We start from the raw sequence: 21,801 nt of genomic DNA, 5'->3' as shown, positions 1-21,801 counted from the left end.
GCCTTCAATGCTTGTGCTTGCAGTTCGGCAGCGTGGCGTCGCGAAGTTCCCGGCGGCGTGCGGTCCAATGGCGCATCGGGGCAGGTCTTGGAGTCCCCCAGCGGCTTGCGGCCAGGCTGCACTGCCGGTATGCGCCCTCGGCGCTCACTGGCCTCAGAGTGACAGCAGCCACCCAGCAAGCGCCGTCAGCAGCACCACGAGCACCGGCGATAGCCGGGCGTAGACCAGCAGCCCAAAGGCAGCCAGAGCCAAGCCGAAATCGGTTCTCGAATGGATTGCATTCGTCCACACTGGGTCATAAAGTGCCGCGGCCAAAATCCCGACCACCGCCGCATTCACGCCTGCCATGGATCTTTGCACCCCCGCATGCCGGCGCAATGGCTCCCAATAGGGCAGTGCGCCAATGACCAGCAGGAAAGCGGGAAGAAAAATCGCTGCCAGCAGAGCGAGACCACCCATCCACCCGCCGAAAGGAGCGGGCATGGCCGCACCCAGGTAGGCGGCAAACGTGAACAAGGGGCCTGGCACGGCCTGTGCCGCACCGTAACCTGCAAGAAATGCCTCGTTTGATACCCCGCCGTCTGGCACCACGCTTGCTTGCAGCAAGGGGAGCACGACATGCCCGCCGCCGAACACCAAGGCTCCCGCCTGGTAGAAATCACTGAAAACGCTCAGGGCTGGAGAATGGCCCAACGAGTCTATGAGAGGCGGCAGCGCAAGCAGCAGCACAAAGATTCCCAGCAAGGCAGCTCCTGCCATCTTGCTCACTCCATAGTCGCGGTGCTGCGCCATGGGCAGCTGGTTCAGCTTCAGCATCCATCTGCCGACCGCACCACCCAGGGCAATGGCCGTGATCTGCCCGACGGCCGAAGGTACGGCAAGCACCAGCAGGGCTGCCGCAATAGCCAAGCCGGCGCGCAGACGGTCGGGACAGAGGGATTTGGCCATTCCCCACACGGCTTGCGCAACGACCGCGACCGCCACGACTTTCAGCCCGTGCAGGGCTCCGGGTTGCGCAAGCACTGCCCATTGCGAAACCCCGATGGCAAAAAGAATGAGTGCAATTGCCGAGGGAAGCGTGAACCCGAGCCACGCGGCCAGGGCTCCGCCCCAGCCGCAACGGCCCAATCCCAATGCCATGCCTACCTGGCTGCTGGCGGGGCCAGGCAGAAACTGGCACAACGCCACCAAATCCGAGTAGCTTCTGTCGTCAAGCCATTTTCGGCGATCCACGAACTCCGTACGAAAGTATCCCAGGTGAGCGACAGGCCCGCCAAATGACGTCAGGCCCAGCTTGAGAAACACCAGCAAGACTTCGAGAAACGAGCCTCGTGTATCGCCTGGGTTGGAGCCTTCATCGTCTGGGCGCGATGAATTGGCTTGGCCTGGATCAGGGCGTTTCGGATGGTTCATAAGGAAGAAATTGTCCATGCATTTCAAGCCTGGGGCTTGACCTTTGGCGTCCAGAACAATTTCAACGTGATCCAGCGTCCAACGCTTGCCCGCAGTGATGGTGCAGGCAGGCGCCGCCTGTGCTTCTATGGCTCCAGCGGCCGGCGGCGAAGACCTTTCATCACGGCTTGAAGCGGCAGCTTCGCAGTGCAGATGACAAGGCCTGCCAGGATCAACAGCGTGCCTTGCAGGTGATAGGGGCGCACTGTCTCGCCCAGGAGCACGGAGCTGAGGACGATGCCGAACACCGGCACGAGGTGGATGCACAGGCCCGCCCGGTTCGCACCGAAGGCACGGACCGACGAGGCATAGAGAAGCGTGGCCACGATCGAGCTGCCCACGGCCACATAGGCGATCGCGGCACCGGCGGACCAGCTCCATGCAGGGGCCTTGCCGCTGTAGAGCTCGAACAGAGCCAGTGGCAGCATGAGCACGGTGGCGATGAAGATCTGGGCGCAGAGCACGCTCAGGCGGTTCAGCGCCGGCGGTATGTCGCGCAGCCAGATGGAATACAGCGCAAAGGAGGCCACGCCGGCAAGCACCAGCAGGTCTCCTCCGGAGAACCGCAGATGCAGCAGCGTCTGCAGGTCGCCCCGTCCGACGATGGTCAGGATGCCTGCAGTGGAGACGGCCAGCCCCGCCGCTTGCCTGAGCGTGAGACGCTCGCGCAGCAGGACGAGCGACAAGGCACCGATCAGCAGCGGGATGGCGGAGTTGAACAGAACGGCATTGTTGGCCTCGGTCGACTGCAGGCCGAAGTAGAGCAGCACGTTGAACAGGACCATGCCGCACAGCGCAGTGCGCGCGAGCGCGTGGCGGGCCTGCCAGAACAGGGCCGCATCCTTGCGCAGATTGCGCCAGCAAAAGGGCAGTAGACAAGCCAGGGCAAGGAGGTGCCGCGCGAACGCCAGGGTGCCTGGGGGCAGGTCGTCGCGTATACCTCGGCCCACGATGAAGTTGCCGGCCCACAGCAGGGGCGGAAGCAGCAGCGCGAGAAGCGTCAGGAGGCGCGGCGCACCGTTGAAGGCACCTCTGGATGAGCGAAACATAGGGAAAACACTGAGCTGGACCAAAGGGCGCATTGTCCAAACATTCTGTGGAAGCAACAATGCGACTTCGCTTGAATGAATATTGCGTAATGCGTAAAAAACTTGATACCGGTCTGTTGCATGCGATGCAGGCCTTTCTTCGTGTGGTGGACAGCGGGAGCTTCAGCGCTGCCGGACATCAAATGGGCCTGACCACCGCACAGATCTCGCGCCTCGTGTCCGATCTCGAGGAGCGGCTGGGCATCAAGCTGCTGCAGCGCACCACCCGCCAGCGCGCGCTGACGGAAGCGGGTCAGGCCTACGCCGAGCGCTGCCGGGAGGTCATAGCCCTGGTCCAGGATGCCGAGGCCGATGCATCGGGCGCAACGATTCGCCCGCGGGGCAGGCTCCGGGTGCAATGCATGGCCAGCTTCGGCCAGCACTATGTCGCGCCGGCCCTGGCCGGCTTCTGCGCGAGCCATCCCGAGCTGGTGGTGGAGTACAGCGCGTCGCAATACGAGCCCGACTTGCTGGCGCGCGGCGCCGACGTCAGCCTCTACCTCGCGGAGACCCTGCAGAATTCCGGCACGGTGGCGCGCCGCATTGGCACCACTTTCGCCGTGCTGTGCGCGTCGCCGGCATACCTGGCCCTGCATGGCGAACCAGGCAATCCCGAGCAGTTGCACGGCTACGACTGCATCCGTTTAGTGAACCCCTCCATCACCACGGAATGGCGGCTGACCACTGGCGACGGCCGGGTCACCCCCCTGGAGCCCAAAGGCCAGGTCATTGCGGACACGCCGGAATTGCTGGTCGAGGTGGCCATGCGCGGCGGCGGCCTTGCCTTGCTGCCCCTGTTCTCGGTCATCGACCAAATCCGCGCCGGCCAGCTCAAAAGGGTCTTGCCGCAATGGCGCTCGCCGGACATTGGCGTGTATGCGCTCTACCCGACGCGCCATTTCATGGATGCGAAGACCCGGGCCTGGCTGGAGTGGGTGGATGCGGTGGTGGCGCCTCGGGTGCAGGCGGACGCGGCGTATTTTCTTTGAGGGTGGTGCTGGGCGGGGGCGGTGCGGGGCCCGATGCAGAACTCAAAGATTGCGCATCGTGCTTTCCATCTGGCCAAGGCGCACAGGCAATCGGTCCAGCAGCATGAGCTTCAGCAGTTCCCCATTGCCCAACTGCCAGTCGAAGAAATCGGAGAAGTCCTGGCGAGCAAGCGCACGAATGGTTCTGGAAACGAATCCATGCGCGACAAGCACGACGATCTTTCCTCAATTTTGCTTAAAGTACGACGCTGAGCGTGATTTTTTCAGCGACAACCTGAGCTTTCTAAATGATGCCGTGACCAGGATGCGGACGCGTTTTTACCGAAACGATTCCAGCCTTTTCCAGGATGGTCAGATCCCTGCTTACCGAGCTGCGGTCGCGATTGACGCGCTCTGCGAGTGCCGTAATGGAATCCGTTGGACTCGAAGCGCTTTGAACAGCTCCAGACGCTTTGGTGTGGACACCGCCAGCATATCCGCAGGGTCTGCAAAGGTCAGGAGATGGGTCTCTGGAATGGCTTTGCCTGCATCGGCAGCCTTGGCGATGTCGCGACCACGCTTGAAGAATTCGGCTTCGGTGCCGGTTTGGGTTTTCAACTGGGTCATCTTGTTTCCTTGAATACAAGCCAGTCAGCTTCAAATTTTTCTTCTGTATCTTCAAAGCTAACAAAGGGTTCTGGCGTCACGTTTCCAAAATAATGCTTGTGGTGATATCCATGGCCATTGAGTTGCCAATCGTCGATAGAAAATCATCCTTCAACTGTCCTCCCTCGAAAGTCTCTAAATGTGATTGACCACCTCAACCCCCGCGTAGCCTCTACGCAATGCTGCCACCCCCACCGCGCCTCGTCAGCCATCACATAGACAGACCGCGGCTGCACGCAAAGCTCCACCACTTGCCGCGGAACCTCAGCCCGATACGGATAAGGCCGAAACCGCAGCGTAGCCTCGCTCCCCAGTGAAATCCCGATAATCCGCTCGAAGTTAGGCACATCCCTATGCCACCCCAGTGGTGTGCCTGGCGCGTACTCGGCCACGAGCGCATGCACCAGCGATTCGGCAGGAACCCCTTGCCAGGCGGCGACGCGATCCCGCAGCGGCAGCAAACGCGCATCCAGCGAAGAAGCGGGGAGGAGCTGATTGGTATCGAAGTCATAGGACCCGCCAAAGCTCATCACTCGCCGCCGCGCCAGGTATTGCTTGTACTTGGCCGCGTGAAGAGGCAGCGTGCAGATGGTGTCGATAAGTTCCCGCTCCTCTTCGACGCTCAGAAATTCCGGCTGGTAAACCAACCCCGGAATCGAGGCGTGCACCTCCTCATTGCCAAATAAACTGCTTTGGTTCATGGGTAGTAACTCATTTGAAGTTTCGGCTCTCGGTACGCAAGCGGCCCAGCAGATGCGAAAGATCCGCCACCCGCTTGGCAACCAGATTGCAAACCATCCCCTCCCGCTGCCACCGCCCTTCCACAGCCAGCAGCCGGGCGCCCAGCAAGGTTTGGCGATGGTCCTCGCGCACGTCCTTCCAGACGATCACCTGCGTCACCCCATGCTCGTCCTCCAGCGTGATGAACAGCGTGCCCTTGGCGGTAGGCGGCTGCTGCCGCAGGGTGACGATGCCCGCGGTGCGCACTACGCGGCCATCGGGGGTGCGGCGCAGTTGCTGGGAGGTCTTGAGCTTGTGTCTGTCGAGCCTGGGCCGCAGCAGTTGCATGGGGTGGCTGCGCAGCGTGAGGCCGGTGGAGGCGTAGTCCCATAGCACCTCTTCGCCCTCGGGCGCCTCGGGCAGTTCCAGCAGCGTTTCGTCGACAGACGCCTGGGCCAGCAACCGGGGCGGTGCGTGCAGTGCTGCAGCATCCCACACCTGCTGGCGGCGATGCCCGGAAAGGGTTGCGAGGGCGCCGGCAGCGGCCAGGGCCTTCATTTCGGGCTGGTCCAGGCCGCAGCGCTGCGCCAGCTCCTGCGCGCTGTCGAAGGGGGCCTTTTGGCGCTCGGCTTCAATAGCCTGGGCGCTGCTGCTGCGCAGGCTGGCGATCATGCGCAGGCCCAGGCGCACGGCGGGGTGGTGGTCGATGTCTTCCAGCGTGCAATCGACGGCGCTGTGCATCACGTCGACGGGCCTGACCTCGACGCCGTGGCGGCGCGCGTCCTGGGTCAGCTGGCTGGCGGAGTAGAAGCCCATGGGCTGGCTGTTGAGCAGCGCCGCCAGGAAGGCCGCAGGTTCGTGGCGCTTGATCCAGCTCGATGCGTAGACCAGCAGCGCGAAGCTCGCCGCGTGGCTTTCGGGAAAGCCGTATTCCGAGAAGCCTTTGATCTGCTCGAAGATCTGCTCGGCAAAGCTGCGCTCGTAGCCGCGCGCCAGCATGCCGTCCACCAGCTTGCCGTGGTATTTTTCCAGGCCGCCCTTGCGCTTCCAGGCGGCCATGGCGCGGCGCAGGCCGTCGGCTTCGCCGGGGGTGAAGCCGGCGGCGATCATGGCGATCTGCATGACCTGCTCCTGGAACACCGGCACGCCCATGGTGCGGCCCAGCGCTTCCTTCAGGGCGTCGTTGGGATAGGTCACGGGCTCGAGGCCCTGGCGCCGGCGCAGGTAGGGGTGGACCATGCCGCCCTGGATCGGGCCGGGGCGCACGATGGCGACCTCGACCACCAGGTCGTAGAACTCCTTGGGGCGCAGGCGCGGCAGCATGCTCATCTGCGCGCGGCTTTCGATCTGGAAGACGCCGATGGTGTCGGCGCGGCTGATCATCTCGTAGGTCGCGGGGTCCTCGGCGGGGATGTCCTGCATGCTGAAGTCGAAGCCGCGGCGCCGGCTGATGAAATCCAGCGCGCGGCGGATGGCCGAGAGCATGCCCAGCGCCAGCACGTCGACTTTCAGCAGGCCGGCGGCGTCGAGGTCGTCCTTGTCCCATTCGATGACCGTGCGCTCCGCCATCGAGGCGTTTTCGACGGGCACCATGCGGCACAGCAGGCCGCGCGTGAGCACGAAGCCGCCGGTGTGCTGCGACAGGTGGCGCGGGAATCCGATCAGCTGCTCGGTCAGCGCGATCAGCTGCTGCACGGCCAGCGTGTCGGTGGCGATGCCCAGCTCCTCGAAGCGCTCCAGGCGGATGCTCTCGCCATCGAACCACTGCTGGCCCTTGGCGATGGCATCGAGCGTGTCGAGCTCGAAGCCCAGCGCCTTGCCGACGTCGCGGATGGCCGAGCGCGGGCGGTAGCTGGTCACGGCGGCGGCCAGGGCGGCGCGGTCGCGGCCGTATTTGCCGTAGAGGTACTGGATGACCTCCTCGCGGCGCTGGTGCTCGAAGTCGATGTCGATGTCCGGGGGCTCGTTGCGCTCGCGCGAGATGAAGCGCTCGAACAGCACCGACATGCGCGCCGGGTCGACCTCGGTCACGCCCAGGCAGTAGCAGACCACCGAGTTGGCGGCCGAGCCGCGGCCCTGGCACAGGATGCCGCGCGAGCGCGCGAACAGCACGATGTCATAGACGGTGAGGAAGTAGGGCTCGTATTTCAGCTCGCAGATCAGCTCCAGCTCGTGCTCGATCTGCGTTTGCACCGGGGTGGGAATGCCCTCGGGCCAGCGCCGGCCCGCGCCTTCGTAGGTCGCCTGGCGCAGGTAGCTGGCAGCGGTGTGGCCCGCGGGCACGACCTCGTCGGGGTATTGGTAGCGCAGTTCGTCCAGGCTGAAGCGGCAGCGCGCGGCGACCTGCAGCGTCTGCTCCAGCAGATCGGGCGTGAAGGTCTGCGCCAGCCGCAGCCGGCTGCGCAGATGGCGCTCGGCGCTGCGCAGCAGGGCGTAGCCGCATTCGGTCAGCGGCCGGCCGATGCGCGTGGCGGTGAGCACGTCCTGCAGCGGCTTGCGCGAGCGCACATGCATATGCACGTCGCCCACGGCGACCAGCGGCAGCGCGGTGAGCGCGGACAGCTCGCGCATGCGGTGCAGCCAGAGCTCGTCGTCGAGGCGGCGCGCGAGGTCCACGCCGATCCAGCAGCGGCCGGTGAATTCGGTCAGCGTCCAGCGGCCCATGGCTTCGAGCTGCGCGCCGCTGGCCTGGCGCTCGGGGCACAGCAGCACCACGCAGTTTTCGAGCTCCTGGCCGGTGATGTTGTCGAGGTCGAGGAAGTACGTGCCTTTGTCCGATGCGCGGCGCAGCTTTGTGATGAACTGGCACAGGTTGCCATAGCCATCGAGGTTCTGCGCCAGCACCACCAGCGTGAAGGGCGCTTCATCCTCACTGCGCGGCTGGATGCAGAACTGCGCGCCGACCAGCAGCGCGATGCCCTCCTGCTTGGCCGCGACATGCGCGCGCACGATGCCGGCCAGCGAGCATTCATCCGTGAGGGCCAGCGCGCCGTAGCCCAGCGCCTTGGCGCGCTTGACCAGCTCATCGGGCTGGCTCGCGCCGCGCAGGAAGGTGAAGTTGGAGATGCAGCGCAGCTCGGCATAGGCGGGCAGGGCGTGGTCCATGGCCGTTCATCCGTAGTGGCCGTGCAGGAACCAGGCGGTCTCGTCGCCGGCCAGCCGCGCCTGGAAGACCCACAGCAGGCCCGCGTGCTCGCTGCGCGCGAGCCAGTAGTCGCGCTGGACATTGCAGCTGATCTCGCTGCCGTCCGCCTGCGTGCGATGCCACCAGCCGCCCTCGACGCGGTCCGGGCCGAGCAGCAGCTGCAGCGGTCCCTGGTAGAGCGGACGGTTGAAGCGCTCGACCAGGCGCAGCGGGGTATCGAGCACCCAGGTCGGCAGCGGCAGGCCATGCAGCGGCTGGGGCCTGGCATTGCGGCGCGGCTCGGCGGAGGTCCACTGCTGCATCCATTCCAGGCGATGGTCGGCGCCGAGCTGCGGGCGGCGGATGCAATCCTCGCCCAGCCGCGCCTGGATGCGCTCGAGCGCGAGCCGTGTCGAGGCGCCCTGGTGCGCGGCGTCGGGGATCAGCGAGCGGCTGGCTTCGACCAGTGGCTCGACCTGGGTGGCGACGAGGATCAGCTCGCCCGCGGGCGCCAGCAGCTCGGTCTTGTCCAGATGTTCGCCCAGCAGCCGCGCGAAATGCTCGACGTTCTGCGTGGCCTCGGCGGTGCGGATCTGAAGTTCGCCGCCTTCGCCCGCGGCGCGCGAGCGCATGGCATCGTGGAGCCAGCGCAGCGTGAAGGCCGTGGCGCCAAGCTGGCGCGCGCGCAGCCAGCCGGCCATCTGCAGCAGCAGCACGCGTGCGCCCGCCAGCAGCTCGGGCGCGGTTTCCACGCGCGACATCAGCTCCAGCCGCACCTCGAAGTTCTCGGGCAGGCTGGTCCAGTCATAGGCCTCGGGGCGCAGGCCATAGGCCTGGTCGAGCGCGGCCAACAGCTGCGCATCGAAGCGCCGCGCCATGCCGCCGCGCGGCAGCGCGCGCACCTGGCCCAGGGTGCGGCAGCCGACGCGCGCCAGGGTTGCCTGGTGGCGCGCGACGGCGCTCAGGTGTTCGAGCGGCAGCGCGTCGAGCAGCGTGGCGAGCGGCCCGGCAAAGCCATCGTCCCGCCCCTGGCGCGCAAGGGCCAGCGCCGCCAGGCCCGTGGGCGCCCAGGCGACCTGCGCGCCGAGTTCGCTGGCGCCGCTTTCCACCAATGCATGCAATGCTTCGATCCCGCCAAACAGGCGCAGGCTGGCCTCGACCTCCAGCAGCACCGCTTCCTCGACGCTGGCCACGCGCGGCGTGAACTGCAGCGCCCACACGGCCAGCGCCCGCGGCTCAATGGGCGATGCGCAGCCGGGCAGCGGTCGCGGTAGCAGGGCGGCCCAGTGCATGGGTCTCCTCCTGGGGCTGCATCCCGGGCGCGGGCAGGGCGCGCAGCCGGGGGGGAAGAACGGAATGCAGGTTGCCGGGCACGGCCTCCAGATGCAGCACCGCGTCGGTGCTGGCGCCGCGGCGCTTGCGGATGCGCACCTCCAGCCCCCAGCTCTCGCCCAGCGCCACCGACACCCGCAGCGGCGCGGGCGAGGCATCGCGCAGGGCGGACTCGGGGCGGAACAGGAATACCGGCGCATCGCAATGCAGCGCCAGCACCTGCAGCCGCCGCACCTGCTCGGGCCGCGCCTGCGGCAGCCAGGCCAGCACTGCGCCCGAGGCTTCGGACTTGATCAACTGCTCGGTCACCCACAGGCTGTCGGCCGGACCCTGTACGTCTATCCAGACCAACTGCTCGGGCGCCAGGCCCAGCTGCGCCAGGCCCATGGCATGCGGTGCTTTTGGCGGGGCGACTAGGTAGATGCGGCTGTTCCTGTCCGCCAGAAAACCCGGCAGCGCGGGCCCCAGCAGCCGCCATTCGCATAGCGCGGCTTGCGCCAGCAGCACCTCGCTCAGGCCCTGGGTGGGCCAGCCGCCTCCTGGCAGGGCTGCGTCCAGCGCTTCGTAGCCCGTGGATAAAGCGCGCCCGTTGGTGCCTCCCAGCTCCGTTCCGCGCCAGACCGCCTGCGCCACATGCGCAGGCAGCTGCCAGCGGTCGAAGCCGCTGGCAGTGGGGGGCAGGGTGTGGACAATGGCGTTCATGATCGAATACTGTATTTAACCACAGTATATCGACCAAGTTGAAAATTTGTATCAAGGTTTTGCGTGCTTGGTGGCCAAGCCGGGCAGGAAATGACGGGTCTGATTAATCCGCTTCAGTCTTCCTGGAAGTTGGTTCCATTGGGGAAAGCATGGGAAGAAATGCTGGCAATCCTTATGCACCGGAAGCTGCCGTTGCTATAGATTGAAGTGAGTTCCAAGTAAATCGGCAGTCGTTTATCGATAGATCAACGCTTTTTCCATGCGGTACCTCATCACCAGTGGCATGCGCGCCAGGCGGATATCTATGCGCGCTTCAATATCGGCTTTGACCATTTCGGCCGCTCCTCCTCGCCAGCCAACCATGCGCTGACGCAGCAGATCTTTTTGCGCCTGCGCGAGAACGGCTTCATGTAGGAGCGAATCGGCCAGCAGTTCTTCTCCAAAGTGGGTAATCGCTTTCTTTCTGACCGCTATATCGTCGGGACCTGCCCGCATTGCGGTTATGGGGCGGCACGCGGCGACCAGTGCGATGGCTGCGGCCAATTGCTCGATCCTTTGGAACTGATTCAGCCAAGGTGCTGGCTGAACCCGAATGGAGAATTGGAGCTGCGCGAGAGCCGGCATATCTTTTTGAAGCTCGACGCGTTGCAGCCGGAGCTTCAAGACTGGATAAGCACGCGCAAATGCTGACCGCAGAACGTACGCTCCATTGCCAGGAAATGGCTCGATGCCGGGCTGCATTCGCGCAGCATCTCGCGGGACCTGGAGTGGGGCGTCGCGGTCCCGCTCGAGGGCTGGGAGGGCAAGGTCTTCTATGTCTGGTTCGATGCGCCCATCGCCTATATCGCCATGACCCAGGATTGGGCGCGAAAGCAGGGCGATCCGCAGGCCTGGCGGCAATGGTGGCAGCGGCCTGAAGAAGTCCGCCTGGTGCAGTTCATGGCCAAGGACAACGTGGCCTTCCACAGCATCTTCTGGCCGGCGATGATGCTGGGCACGCGCCAGCCCTGGACCATGGCAGACACCATCAAGGGCTACAGCTGGTTGACCTACGAGGGCCGCAAGTTCTCCACCAGCGAACAACGCGGTATCTTCACCGACGACGCCATCGGCCTGTTCAGCGCCGATTACTGGCGTTATGCGCTGATCTCGATGCTGCCCGAGTCGGACGATGCGGACTTCTCGTCTGCACGCTTTGCGGCCGCCATCAACAAGGATCTTGCCGACGGGCTTGGCAACCTTTTGCACCGCGTGTATATGCTGGCCAAGCGCCATTACGGCGGGCGTATTGCGCCATGCGGTGCGCCGCTTGCGGAGAGTGAGAAGGCACTGCTGCTGCAGCTGCGCAGCACGGCCGAGAACTATCTGGCCGCCATGAGCGCTATCAAGCTGCGCCAGCCCAGCAGGCGCTGCGCCGCATCTGGAGTCTGGCGGACGGGTTCATCACGCGCGAACAGCCCTGGCGCACGGTCAAGACCGATCCTGTGGCTGCCGAGCGCACCCTGGCGATGTGCCTGCATGCATTGCGCCTCGGCGCGGCCTTTGCCGCACCATTCATACCCGATGCGGCTGCGGCGGTCTGGCACTTCCTGGGACAGAAGGGCACGGTGCAGGGAGTGGCGCCAACAGCTGCACTTGCCGGCAGCCTGGAGCGCGTCGACGCGCCCTGGGTGCTGGAGGGCGCGCCACCGATGTTCGAGAAAATCACGCCGGAAGTCTGCAAGCAGCTTTCCGGGCACTTTGCAGGTCAGTGACCGTGCTGCTGGCCCCGGGCATGCGCCGGCTGCGCCTTGCACAGCCCATCGAATTCCTCGGCCAGATCGCCAAGCTTCACCGCGGCCAGCCGCTTGACCAGCAGTGCCTGGGCCTGCGCCAGCGCATCGTCCAGGGCCGCGTTCACCACCTTCTCGACACCGCATTCGGGGTTGTCGGTGGTATTGCCGATCGCAAAGATGCGCGGCCCGCCCACGGCCTCGTGGATGTCGAGCAACGAGACCTTGGCGAGATCGCACGACAGCTTCCAGCCGCCGCCATGGCCTTTTTCCGATTGGACATAGCCGGCTTTCTTCAGGCCGGCCATGGTGCGCCGCACGACAACCGGGTTGGTGTCCAGCATCCGGGCCAACTGTTCCGAGGTGAAGGGCGCCTCCTGGCGCGCCATGTGCAGCAGCACATGCAGCATGCGGGACAGGCGGCTATCGCTTCTCATGGGCATTCCAATTCAATGTCATGAAGCATTGTAGGTTGCATGAAAATCGGCATTGGGCTTATCATGAAACTACGAAAGTTTCTTGAGAGGATTTCCCATGGTCTATGACGCACTCATCATTGGTGGCAGCTACGCCGGTCTGGCTGCCGCACTGCCCCTGGCGCGCGCACGGCGCAAGCTGCTGGTGGTCGATGCCGGCCAGCGCCGCAACCGCTTTGCCGAGCATTCGCATGGCTTCCTGACCCAGGACGGCAGCAAGGCTGCCGATATCGCGGCGCTGGCGCGCGCGCAGCTCATGGCCTATGAAACCGTCGAATGGCTGGATGCCATGGTGCTGGGCGCGCAGCGCAACGGGCAGGACTTCCAGGTCGACATCGAGGGCGGGCCCGCGCGGATGGCCAAGCGGCTGGTGCTGGCCCTGGGGGTGGTCGATACGCTGCCCGAGGTGCCCGGCCTGGCGCAGCGCTGGGGGCAGCATGTGTTCCATTGCCCCTATTGCCATGGCTACGAACTGCAGCAGGGCCGCATTGGCGTGCTCGCCACCTCGGAGCTGTCGTTGCATCAGGCGCTGCTGCTGCCCGACTGGGGCGCGACCACGCTGCTGCTCAACGGCAGCTTCGAACCCGATGCGCAGCAGCGGGCGCAGCTGCAGTCACGCGGTGTAACCATCGAGGCCACTGCGGTGCGCGAGATCACCGGACATGCCGATGTCATCTTGGAGGATGGCCGGGTGCAGGCATTCGATGGCCTGTTCATCGCTCCGCGCAGCCATGTCGCCAGCCCGGTTGCGGCGGCGCTGGGCTGCGAGTTCAGCGAAGGCCCGATGGGGGCGGTGATCCAGACTGATGCCATGAAGGCTACGACAGTGCCCGGTGTGTTCGCCTGCGGCGATGCCGCCCGCTTTGGCGGCTCGGTGGCGCTGGCCGTGGGCGATGGCACGCTTGCGGGGGTGGCGGCGCATCGGTCGCTGGTGTTTGGCGGGCATTGAGTCAGAGTGAGAGGATTTAACCGTTCTTGGTGAGCCTGTCGAAAACCGTTCGTGGTGAGCCTGTCGAACCATGGACGTCCTGTCCTCAAACTTGACCGCAGGCCCGTCATCCTTCGACAGGCTCAGGACGAACGGATCTTGACGGGCCGCCCAGGCGGCTCAGAGCGAGTCGAGTTACACGTCCGTGGTGAGCCTGTCGAAAACCGTTCGTGGTGAGCCTGTCGAACCAATGGACGTCCTGTCCTCAAACTTGACCGCAGGCCCGTCATCCTTCGGCAGGCTCAGGACGAACGGATCTTGACGGGCCGGCCAGGCAAGCTAAGAACGAACGGTTTCACCGCATTTGACCTTCGCTTGCAGGTCAACGAAGATGGCGGCGCAAACTGTCCTGCCTCTGCTTCAACGATTCCTGCATGCTTGCTTCCATAGATTTTTCCGCCCCCGCCCACGAAGTCGCGCGCCTGCTGATCGGCGTGACGCTGCTGATCGATGGCGTGGGCGGCCGCATCGTCGAGACCGAGGCCTATGACCAGACCGACCCGGCCTCGCATACCTATGCCGGGCAGACGGCGCGCAATGTCTCCATGTTCGGCCCGCCGGGCCATGCCTACGTATACCGCTCGTATGGCCTGCACTGGTGCTTCAACACCGTGTGCCGCGAGGCGGGCCATGGCGCGGGGGTGCTGCTGCGTGCGATCGAGCCGACGCATGGCATCGAGACCATGCGCGCGCGCCGCGGCCTGCAGGAGCTGAAGCTGCTGTGCGCCGGGCCGGGGCGGCTGGCGCAGGCGCTGGGCATCGATTCGCGGTTGAATGGGCAGTCTCTGTCCGAACCACCCTTCGAGCTGCTGGCGCGCGAGGCGGGCGAGATCGAGGTGCTGACCGGGCCGCGCATCGGCATTTCCAAGGCGGTGGATGTGCCCTGGCGCTTCGGGCTCAGGGGCTCGCGCTTCCTGAGCCGCGGATTTGCGGCGGAGCCCGGGACGCAGCAGCGATAGCTGCCGCGGCACGCCACCTGCGGGCAGAATCCGCCCATGCGAATCCTCATTGTCGAAGACGATCCCGGCATTGCCGCGGGATTGCAGGAAAACCTCGAGCAGCGCGGCTACGCGGTCGATGTCTGCGGCAACGTGGCGCAGGCGTGGAGCGCGCTGTGCACCGAGCCTTTTTCCGCGGTGCTGCTGGACCTGGGCCTGCCGGACCAGGATGGCGCCGCGCTGCTGCAGCGGCTGCGCAGCAGCCCTGAAGCGCCGCCGGGAGGGCAGCGCTTGCCCGATCGGGCAACCCCCGTGCTCATCATGACGGCCAGGGACCAGGTGCATCAGCGCATCGCCGGGCTGGATTCGGGTGCCGATGACTATCTCTCCAAGCCCTTCGATGTGGCGGAGCTCGAGGCCCGGCTGCGCGCGCTGCTGCGGCGCTCCGCGGGCCGGGCGTCCCCGACGATCACCCACGGGGACCTCACGGTCGATCCAGCGACCCGGACCGTGCACCGCGCCGGGGTACCGGTGGACATGTCGCCGCGTGAATTTTCCGTTCTGCTGGTGCTGCTCGAAGCGCGCGGGCGCGTGCTCTCGCGCCAGCAGCTGGAGGAAAGGCTCTACAGCTGGCAGACTTCGCTGGACAGCAATGCCATCGAGGTGCATGTCCATCACCTGCGCCGCAAGCTGGGCAACGAGCGCATCCAGACGATGCGCGGTGTGGGTTATTTCATTCCCTGGGAAAGCGAAGCGTAGAAGATGCGCGGCGGCTGGCGTGTCAACCGCCTTGCCCTATATCCCGCAGCGGGCCCATCCTGTAGCCGGCCACGGCGCCATCCGCATGGGAGGTCTTGACGAAGTCCGCGCCATGGATGGCCGCCACCTTCTGCACGACCTGGTGGCCCAGGCCGAGGCCGAGAATTCCTTGCGCTGGAGCAGCCTGCAGCCCGGCTTGCGGGGTATCGCGCACTTCGACCGACACCGGGTCCGCTTCCACGCGCACTTCCACCAGGGTGCCGGCGGGCGTATGGGCCAGCGAGTTCTCGATCAGGTTGCGGATGGCGATTTCCAGCAGGGTGCCGTAGCCCCTAAGCAGCACCGTATCCGGTGCCGATACGCAAAGCTCATGGCGTGACTTGTAAGCCTTCTCGCCATAGTCGGCCGCGATCTTCCTGACGAGATCCGCCAGGTCGAAGCTGGCGGCAGCCTCTGCCAGCTGCGTGCGGCTGGCGCGCGCCAGCGCCAGCAGATGGTGGATGACCGCTGCGCTGCGCTGGGCATCCTTGTCCAGCTGCTGCACGATCGCGGGCAAAGCGCCGGGTTCCGCCGTCTTCAGCAGTTCGACCTGCAACTGAAGCGAAGCCAGCGGTGTCCTGAGTTCATGGGCGAACTCGTTGGCCAGCGCACGCTCGCGGTGCAGCGCCGAGGTATAGCGGCTGGACAGGGTCTCGATGGCCTTCACCATCGCCTGGAACTCCTCATGCGGCGGAGCCTGCAGCTCGAAGGCCTGCCCGACCTCGAGGGAGCGCACCTGCTCGCTGAGCCGGTTCAGCGGCCGCAGCCCGCGCCTGACGGCCAGCACCAATACCAGCGCCACGACGGGAAGCAGCCACAGCCCCGGCGTGGCGACCTGCTCGGCGATGTCCGTGGCCAGCGCATCGCGTTCTTCGATCGAGAGCAGCACGGCGACGCGCCGCGCGCGCTCGCCCTCGTTCCAGCGCACGAACAGGCGCCAGGGCTGGCGCTGCGGGCCCAGCTCCACGGTCTGGAATCCATCGGCCAGCTGGAAATCGGGCATCGGGGCTTCGCCGGTGCGCGCCAGCACCCGGCCGTTGCCGTCCCAGATCACGACACTCATCGAGTGCTGGTAGTCGTGGGCCTTGAGGCCCGGGCTGCTGAGCGCGGCCGCGTCCGGCCGGCTGCTGAACGCCTCGGCACGCTGGGCCAGCAGCAGGGAGGCGACGCTGGCCAGGTGGCCGTCGGTCAGCTCGTCGGCTTCATGCTCGCCGGTGAGATAGCCGAAATAGATAAAGGCCAGCCAGACCGCCACCAGGCCGCCCAGGGTCCATGCCAGCAGCTCGCGCTGCAAGGAGGGTCGGTATTTCATCGAGATCTCTGAAAGGATGCCCGCAAGCGTACCCGCACGGCCGCGCAGGGCGCAAGAAACCGGCGGATACAGAGCGATGATTAATGCGGGCTTAAGCTGCGCGCGCGAATCTCCAAGCTGTGGCCTTGCGTGGCAAGGCCTTTTATTCAAAAGCTTCAAGGAATATTCATGATCGCCGCACAACGAAAGCTCCAGGTCCCGCCCAAGCGCAAGGGGCTCACCCGGCTGTGGTTTGCATTGAACCATTCGCTCAGCGGCATGCAGATCGCTGCAAAGGAGCCCGCGGTCAGGCTGGAACTGGCGACGGCTGCGGTCCTGGTGCCCGCAGCGTTCTGGGTCGGAAAAGGCCCGGTCGAGCAGGTGCTGCTGCTGGCATCCGTCGTTGCCGTGCTGGTGGTCGAAGTGCTGAACACCGCCATCGAAGCCGCCATCGATCGCGTGGGTGCCGAATACCACCCCCTGTCCAAGGCGGCCAAGGACCTGGGCAGCGCCGCGGTGTTGCTGGCGATCGCCATGGCCTGCGCCACCTGGGGCATCATCGGGCTTTCGCACGGGGCTTGAGCCAGGGCCCCAGGGCAGAGATTTCTACCCCCGGCATGGCTGGTAGAAGTCCAGCGCCGGCTGGTACTCCCTGGCCGTGACCCCCGCCAGGCCCAGCACGGCATGGAAGTAGCTGTCATGCGTGACCTGCTCGCCGGCCTTCCTGCGCAGGCATTCGGACGAGAGCCTGCTTTCGCGCTCGAATTCCGGCGACAGCCAGGTGATCCACGGCACCTTCCTTTGCGTGGCCGGCGCGAAGGCATATGGCAGCCCATGCAGGTAGACGTTGGACTCGCCCAGGGATTCGCCATGATCGGAGACATACATCATGGCCGAGTTGCCGCCGCGGGCCTTGAGCCAGTCGATGGACTTGGCCAGGAAGTGATCGGTGTAGCGGATGGAGTTGTCGTAGGCGTTGCGCACCGACTCCTGGCTGCAATCCTTCAGCGCGTTGGTCGTGCATTCCGGCAGGAAAGCCTTGAAGTCCTGCGGGGAGCGCTTGTAGTAGGCCGGCCCATGGCTGCCCATCTGGTGCAGCACGATGACCGTGCCCTTGCTGCGCTGGCGTTCATCCATCGCCTGCAGGCGCTTTTGCACCGCGTCGAGCATCGCTTCGTCGAAGCATTCCGCATTCCCGCAGGTGTCGGTGACTTTCACAACCGGCACCCGATTGCAGACCTCCTTGCAACCCGACTGGTTCTCGGCCCACAGGACGTTCAACCCGGCCTTCTGCAGCAGGTCCAGCAGGTTTTCGTAGTTCATCTTCCGGCTGTTGAAGTCCTCGCGCCCGAGATGAGCGAACATGCAGGGCAGCGACTCCGCGGTGCTGGTGCCGCAGGACCAGGCGCTTTGCTGGCTGATCACGCCGCGCTGCTGCAATTCGGCATTGGTCTCGCGCTCGTAGCCATTGAGGCTGAAGTGGTCGCTGCGCGCGGTCTCGCCCACCACCAGAAGCAGGGTCAGCGGTTTGGCGCTGGCGCGCGCCCTGGCATCCTCTCCGATCGGATGCAGCACGCTGGGGTCGAGCTCCCAAGGCTTGAGCGCGACGCGGGCCGCGGAATAGACGCCGGCCAGCGGATTGAGCAGATAGCGCAGGTCCTTGTGGTTGCGCATGGTCGAGGCCATCGACTGGTAGGAAAGCGCGAGCAAGGCCATGATCGCCACAAGTGACAGCGCCACGGCGGCGAAGTTCTTCCAGAGCTGCCTGCCCAGCGTCCCGTAGGCGACCGGCTGGCGCCAGATCAGCCAGATGGGGATCAGCGCCAGACACAGCACGTTTGCCGCCAGGCCCAGGTTCAGCAGGGCGCTGGTTTCGCGCACGTCGGTCTGCACCGCGTTGGTCACCATGCTGGGGTCGATGACGATGCCGAAGCTGTTCATGAAGTGGCTGGCAAAAGCCGTCACCAGAAGGAGCACGGTCAATACCGGCTTGAGCGAGCGCTTCCATGCAAAGAGCGCAAGGATACCGGCCAGCGATGCCAGCAGCAGACCGCCCAGCGCCAGAACGAAGCCCAGGCCGGAGAGGCTTTTCATCAGCCCCAGGGCGGCGAGCCTCTGCCACAGGGCGCTGTTGCCGGCAAGGGTCATCCACAGGCTGGCGGCAAGGACAAGCCACAGGGAATGGATTTTGCGCCTGGTCATCAGCGGCTCCCTGGCGCAGCCTGCATGCGGCGTGAAAAGAGCGGGTCCGTGATCCAGCCGAGCAGCCAGCAGATCCAGCCGGTCCACAGGGTATGGCTCATGAAGTGCGCGCCGCGCAGCTGCTGCGCACCGCCGAGCAGCAGGCCGAGGGCAATCGAGCAGGCCAGCCAGATCCTTGCCAGCTCGGGCTTGTCTGCGCGCAGCGCAAAATAGCCGGCAATGAAAGCAAAGCCCGTGGAGGCATGCCCCGCGGGAAAGCAATGCCCGCCGCCGCCATCCGTGCGCAGCCATCCCGCCCAGTGCGAGACAGGAGTGGCGACCCCGCCGAATTGCTGCAGGTCCCAGGGGCAGCTGGTGTGGTTGCCGATCTTGAGCAGCGCGATCACGCCGCTGGCGGCGAGGGTGACAAAGGCCAGCTGGAGCCGGCGCGCAAAGGGGAGATCCCGGAACGGGCCCCAGGGCCAGACGGTCGATGCCGCCAGGGCCAGGACGCCCAGCCAGGCCAGATGCCTTGCCCCGTCATGGAAGACCGCTGAAAGGATCCAGCTGTCCCTGAGCGGAAATCCGGCGGAGGAGCCCGCCAGCCGGGCCAGCGAAGTATCGAGGCCCGAGGCATCCCACAGGGCGATCAGGCAGAAAACGGCCAAGGCACCGAGGCGCTGGCGATCCAGGTATCTGTTCATGCCCTGGAGTGTTGGACTCCGAGCTTAACGCCGTCTTAAGGCGCCAGGCAGCAGGGCTTACTTGAGCAGGCGCAGCCCTTCAGTGATGGTCTGCCTCGTCTTCCAATACGCGCTCCACGGGTCCTGCTCCCGCTGTTGCAGGTAATTGAGGGCAGTGAGCACCGTCCAGTGCGCGCCACCCGTGATGGTGGGCAACTGCTCCCAGGAGATGGGCATCGACACCCCCATGCCCGGGCGCGCGCGCGCCGAGAAGGCGGCCACCGTGGTCTGGCCCTGGCCGTTGCGCAGGTAGTCGATGAAGATCTTGCCGACGCGGTTCCTGTCGCCGGCCACCGCGACGAACTTCGACGGGATGACGCGCGCCATGTGCTTGACCAGCGCCTGGGTGAAGGCCTTGACCTGGGGGAAGTCGCGGCGCGGCGTGATCGGCACGACCACATGCAGGCCCTTGCCGCCGCTGGTCTTGAGCCAGCTCTCGAGGCCCAGCTCGGTCAGCATGACGCGCGTGAGTCCGGCGGCTTCGACCAGCATTTCCCAGTCCACGCCTTCGCCCGGGTCGAGGTCCAGCACGAAGCGGTCGGGGCGGTCGATGCGCGCGACCTTGGAATTCCAGGTGTGGAACTCGACGACATTCATCTGCGCCGCGCCTGCCAGCGCCTGGGCGCTGTCCACCGCGAGCAGCGGCTCGTGCTCGGGCCACAGCGCGGGATCGAGCTCCTTGATGCCGGTGAGCTTGCCCTCGGCATGCTTCTGGAAGAACAGCGCCTTGGCAATGCCCGAGGGCGCGCGCACCAGCGAGACCGGGCGCTGCTGGAGGTGCGGCAGCATCCATTGGGCAATGCTTTCGTAGTAGCGCACCAAGTCGATCTTGCGCAGGCCGGTGCTGGGGTCGATGATGCGCTGGCCATGGGTGACGGTGACCGGGCCGGAGTCGGTGCGCACTGCGCGCCGGGCCGGTGCGGGCGCCGGCGCAGTGCGAGCTGGCGCGGTGCGGGCCTCGGCTTTTCTTGCATATTCGCGCACGATCTCGTGCACCGGCTTGTCGGTGCGCAGGCCGCGGAACACGGCGTGGCGCACCTGGTGGTCCGGGGTCCAGGCGCCAAAGGCGACTTCGACCACTATCGATGGAGTGACCCAGCGTTCGGTGCCGGCCTTGCGCCGCGGCCAGCGCCCGGAGCCGGCATGCTGCACGCCAGCTGGGGACTTGGGGATCTCCAAGGGATGCAGCAGATCGTGCAGCTGCCTGCCGACCACCGAATCCCAGCCGGTGCCGACCGCGCCCGCGCTGCGCAGCACGCCATCCTCGTAATAGCCCAGCAGCAGGCTGCCGATCTCGCGCGCGGCGCCGGTGCGCGGCATGTAGCCGATCACCACGAATTCCTGGCGCAGCTGGCACTTGAGCTTGAGCCAGCTTTCGGTGCGCCCCGAGACATAGGGGGCGTCGGCGTTCTTGACCATCACGCCCTCGAGGCCGAGCTTGCAGGCGGCGCTCAGCAGATCGTCGGGCGTGGCGTCGATGACCTGGCTCAGCCGCAGATTGGCGCTCTCGCGGCCTTCGAGCAGCTGCTGCAATACCACGCGGCGCGCGCGCAGCGGCAGGTCGCGCAGGTCGCTGTCGCCCAGGTAGGGAATGTCGAAGGCGAACAGCACGATGTCCGAGGCCTGGGCGCTGTCGATGGCGTTCTGCAGACGGTGCAGGTTGGGCACGCCGTTGTCTTCCAGCACCACGATCTCGCCGTCGAGCCAGGCATTGGTGAGGCCCAGCGAAGCCACGGTGCGCGCCAGCGGCTTGAGCTTGTCCGTCCAGTCGTTGCCGTTGCGCGTGAACAGGCGCACGTCCTCGCCCTCGATGCGCGCCAGCACGCGGTAGCCATCGAATTTGCTCTCCACCAGCCAGTTGCCCTCGGGAATCTCCGAGACCAGCGTGGCCAGCTGGGGCTCGAGGGTGGCGGGCAGGGGGGCCTTGCGGGCCACGGGCGCTGCCGGTGCGCGCGGCTCGCGCTGCGAGAGCAGGCCCAGCGGGTTCTTGATGACGCTCTCGGGCAGCGCCGTGATCACCTCGTATTCATGGCGCAGGCGCGCCCACTCGTCGCGCTTCTTGAACAGCAGCCACTGGTTCTGCCTCGTGTCGCCCTTCCTGGAGATGCGCACCAGCTCCCACAGGCCGGCCAGCTTGTGCCCGTCCAGCGAGAAGACCAGCTTGCCCTTGGCCAGGCCCGCGCGCGGGTCGCCCACGGGCTCCCAGGTGCCATGGTCCCAGACGATGACGGTGCCGCCGCCGTACTGGCCCTTGGGGATCTCGCCCTCGAAAGTGTTGTAGCTGACCGGATGGTCCTCGACCTGGATGGCCAGCGACTTCACGGCGGGATCGAAGGACGGCCCCTTGGGCACGGCCCAGCTGAGCATGACGCCATCGAGCTCGAGACGGAAGTCGTAGTGCAGGCGCGAGGCCCAGTGCTTCTGGATGACGAATTTGAGCGCCGCATCCCTGGCCCCGCGCGCGAGCTTTCCCGCGGGTTCGGCCGTCTTGCCGAAATCGCGCTTGGCGTTGTAATCGGCCAGCGGCCCGGCCGCGGGAGCGCTCTTGCGGGGCATGGGGTG

General features: G+C 65.8%; 21 protein-coding genes and 1 pseudogene. 8 read left to right on the top strand and 14 right to left on the bottom strand.

The genetic code is table 11. The features are described 5' to 3' along the window. Window positions 1-153: 153 nt before the first annotated feature. Both chrA and M9799_RS18180 read right to left on the bottom strand, forming a co-directional pair. Window positions 154-1,431 (bottom strand): chromate efflux transporter, encoded by a 1,278-nt coding sequence (gene chrA / locus M9799_RS18185; protein WP_231043829.1) that lies wholly within the window; start codon window positions 1,429-1,431, stop codon window positions 154-156. 107 nt (window positions 1,432-1,538) lie between these two features. After that, window positions 1,539-2,501 (bottom strand): DMT family transporter, encoded by a 963-nt coding sequence (locus M9799_RS18180; protein ID WP_231043830.1) that lies wholly within the window; start codon window positions 2,499-2,501, stop codon window positions 1,539-1,541. An 89-nt stretch (window positions 2,502-2,590) separates the two neighbouring features. Here M9799_RS18180 and M9799_RS18175 point away from each other — a divergent pair, with 89 nt between their 5' ends. Next, complete coding sequence (locus M9799_RS18175; RefSeq protein ID WP_231043831.1) at window positions 2,591-3,529, top strand: LysR family transcriptional regulator; 939 nt, start codon at window positions 2,591-2,593, stop codon at window positions 3,527-3,529. Window positions 3,530-3,571: 42 nt separating this feature from the next. Here M9799_RS18175 and M9799_RS18170 read toward each other — a convergent pair whose 3' ends face one another. The 7 genes from M9799_RS18170 to imuA form a co-directional block, all read right to left on the bottom strand. Beyond that, complete coding sequence (locus tag M9799_RS18170; protein WP_231043832.1) at window positions 3,572-3,742, bottom strand: hypothetical protein; 171 nt, start codon at window positions 3,740-3,742, stop codon at window positions 3,572-3,574. Window positions 3,743-3,812: 70 nt separating this feature from the next. Next, a complete protein-coding gene (locus tag M9799_RS20710) occupies window positions 3,813-3,938 on the bottom strand; it encodes an HVO_A0114 family putative DNA-binding protein (RefSeq protein WP_263726222.1) in 126 nt (41 codons plus the stop codon). Next, a complete protein-coding gene (locus tag M9799_RS18160) occupies window positions 3,893-4,135 on the bottom strand; it encodes a hypothetical protein (RefSeq protein ID WP_231043833.1) in 243 nt (80 codons plus the stop codon). Before M9799_RS18160 ends, M9799_RS20710 begins: the two co-directional genes overlap by 46 nt. A 143-nt stretch (window positions 4,136-4,278) precedes the next feature. Further along, window positions 4,279-4,875 carry an alpha-ketoglutarate-dependent dioxygenase AlkB gene (locus M9799_RS18155; protein ID WP_231043834.1) on the bottom strand — a complete coding sequence of 199 codons (597 nt, stop codon included), beginning with the start codon at window positions 4,873-4,875 and terminating at the stop codon, window positions 4,279-4,281. Between the two features lie 10 nt (window positions 4,876-4,885). Next, a complete protein-coding gene (locus M9799_RS18150; RefSeq protein WP_231043835.1) occupies window positions 4,886-7,999 on the bottom strand; it encodes an error-prone DNA polymerase in 3,114 nt (1,037 codons plus the stop codon). Between the two features lie 6 nt (window positions 8,000-8,005). After that, complete coding sequence (locus tag M9799_RS18145; RefSeq protein WP_231043836.1) at window positions 8,006-9,310, bottom strand: Y-family DNA polymerase; 1,305 nt, start codon at window positions 9,308-9,310, stop codon at window positions 8,006-8,008. Next, window positions 9,255-10,052 carry a translesion DNA synthesis-associated protein ImuA gene (gene imuA / locus M9799_RS18140; RefSeq protein WP_231043837.1) on the bottom strand — a complete coding sequence of 266 codons (798 nt, stop codon included), beginning with the start codon at window positions 10,050-10,052 and terminating at the stop codon, window positions 9,255-9,257. The genes M9799_RS18145 and imuA overlap by 56 nt, the downstream gene beginning before the upstream one ends. 222 nt (window positions 10,053-10,274) lie before the next feature. Here imuA and M9799_RS20675 point away from each other — a divergent pair, with 222 nt between their 5' ends. The 3 genes and pseudogenes from M9799_RS20675 (at window position 10,275) to M9799_RS18130 (ending at window position 11,806) form a co-directional block, all read left to right on the top strand. Continuing rightward, on the top strand, window positions 10,275-10,466 hold the full coding sequence (locus M9799_RS20675) for a class I tRNA ligase family protein (RefSeq protein ID WP_422692690.1): 192 nt from the start codon (window positions 10,275-10,277) through the stop codon (window positions 10,464-10,466). A 294-nt stretch (window positions 10,467-10,760) separates the two neighbouring features. Then, window positions 10,761-11,246 (top strand): annotated as a pseudogene (locus M9799_RS20670) (class I tRNA ligase family protein); the annotation flags it as partial. Between the two features lie 215 nt (window positions 11,247-11,461). Next, the gene (locus M9799_RS18130) at window positions 11,462-11,806 is read left to right on the top strand and encodes a hypothetical protein (protein ID WP_231043938.1); all 345 of its coding nucleotides are present in this window, start codon (window positions 11,462-11,464) and stop codon (window positions 11,804-11,806) included. Here the strand turns inward: M9799_RS18130 and M9799_RS18125 are convergent. Beyond that, window positions 11,800-12,261, bottom strand: a complete 462-nt coding sequence (locus tag M9799_RS18125) for an Rrf2 family transcriptional regulator (RefSeq protein WP_231043839.1) — start codon at window positions 12,259-12,261, stop codon at window positions 11,800-11,802. The genes M9799_RS18130 and M9799_RS18125 overlap by 7 nt on opposite strands. Window positions 12,262-12,358: 97 nt before the next feature. Here M9799_RS18125 and M9799_RS18120 point away from each other — a divergent pair, with 97 nt between their 5' ends. The 3 genes from M9799_RS18120 (at window position 12,359) to M9799_RS18110 (ending at window position 14,985) form a co-directional block, all read left to right on the top strand. Beyond that, window positions 12,359-13,249, top strand: coding sequence for an FAD-dependent oxidoreductase (locus tag M9799_RS18120; RefSeq protein WP_231043840.1), 891 nt, complete (start codon window positions 12,359-12,361; stop codon window positions 13,247-13,249). A 413-nt stretch (window positions 13,250-13,662) separates the two neighbouring features. Continuing rightward, window positions 13,663-14,247 (top strand): DNA-3-methyladenine glycosylase, encoded by a 585-nt coding sequence (locus M9799_RS18115; RefSeq protein ID WP_231043841.1) that lies wholly within the window; start codon window positions 13,663-13,665, stop codon window positions 14,245-14,247. Window positions 14,248-14,283: 36 nt separating this feature from the next. Continuing rightward, window positions 14,284-14,985 carry a response regulator gene (locus tag M9799_RS18110; RefSeq protein ID WP_231043842.1) on the top strand — a complete coding sequence of 234 codons (702 nt, stop codon included), beginning with the start codon at window positions 14,284-14,286 and terminating at the stop codon, window positions 14,983-14,985. A 22-nt stretch (window positions 14,986-15,007) separates the two neighbouring features. Here M9799_RS18110 and M9799_RS18105 read toward each other — a convergent pair whose 3' ends face one another. Continuing rightward, complete coding sequence (locus M9799_RS18105) at window positions 15,008-16,336, bottom strand: sensor histidine kinase (RefSeq protein ID WP_231043843.1); 1,329 nt, start codon at window positions 16,334-16,336, stop codon at window positions 15,008-15,010. 168 nt (window positions 16,337-16,504) lie between these two features. On the opposite strand from M9799_RS18105, the gene M9799_RS18100 reads away from it, so the two are divergent. Then, the gene (locus M9799_RS18100) at window positions 16,505-16,897 is read left to right on the top strand and encodes a diacylglycerol kinase (protein ID WP_231043844.1); all 393 of its coding nucleotides are present in this window, start codon (window positions 16,505-16,507) and stop codon (window positions 16,895-16,897) included. A 24-nt stretch (window positions 16,898-16,921) separates the two neighbouring features. On the opposite strand, the gene M9799_RS18095 is transcribed toward M9799_RS18100, so the two are convergent. From M9799_RS18095 to ligD, 3 genes are read right to left on the bottom strand one after another with little or no spacing between them, the layout of a single operon-like run. Further along, window positions 16,922-18,517, bottom strand: coding sequence for a phosphoethanolamine transferase (locus M9799_RS18095; RefSeq protein ID WP_231043845.1), 1,596 nt, complete (start codon window positions 18,515-18,517; stop codon window positions 16,922-16,924). Further along, window positions 18,517-19,200 (bottom strand): phosphatase PAP2 family protein, encoded by a 684-nt coding sequence (locus tag M9799_RS18090; protein WP_231043846.1) that lies wholly within the window; start codon window positions 19,198-19,200, stop codon window positions 18,517-18,519. The genes M9799_RS18095 and M9799_RS18090 overlap by 1 nt, the downstream gene beginning before the upstream one ends. Window positions 19,201-19,257: 57 nt before the next feature. Then, window positions 19,258-21,795: a DNA ligase D gene (gene ligD / locus M9799_RS18085; protein WP_231043847.1), complete on the bottom strand. Its 2,538-nt coding sequence runs from the start codon at window positions 21,793-21,795 to the stop codon at window positions 19,258-19,260. Window positions 21,796-21,801 lie beyond the last annotated feature (6 nt).

Source organism: Comamonas endophytica (genome assembly GCF_023634805.2).
In the GTDB taxonomy this organism is placed as follows: Bacteria; Pseudomonadota; Gammaproteobacteria; order Burkholderiales; family Burkholderiaceae_C; genus Comamonas; species Comamonas endophytica.
This window is presented reverse-complemented; position numbering and strand designations above follow the sequence as displayed.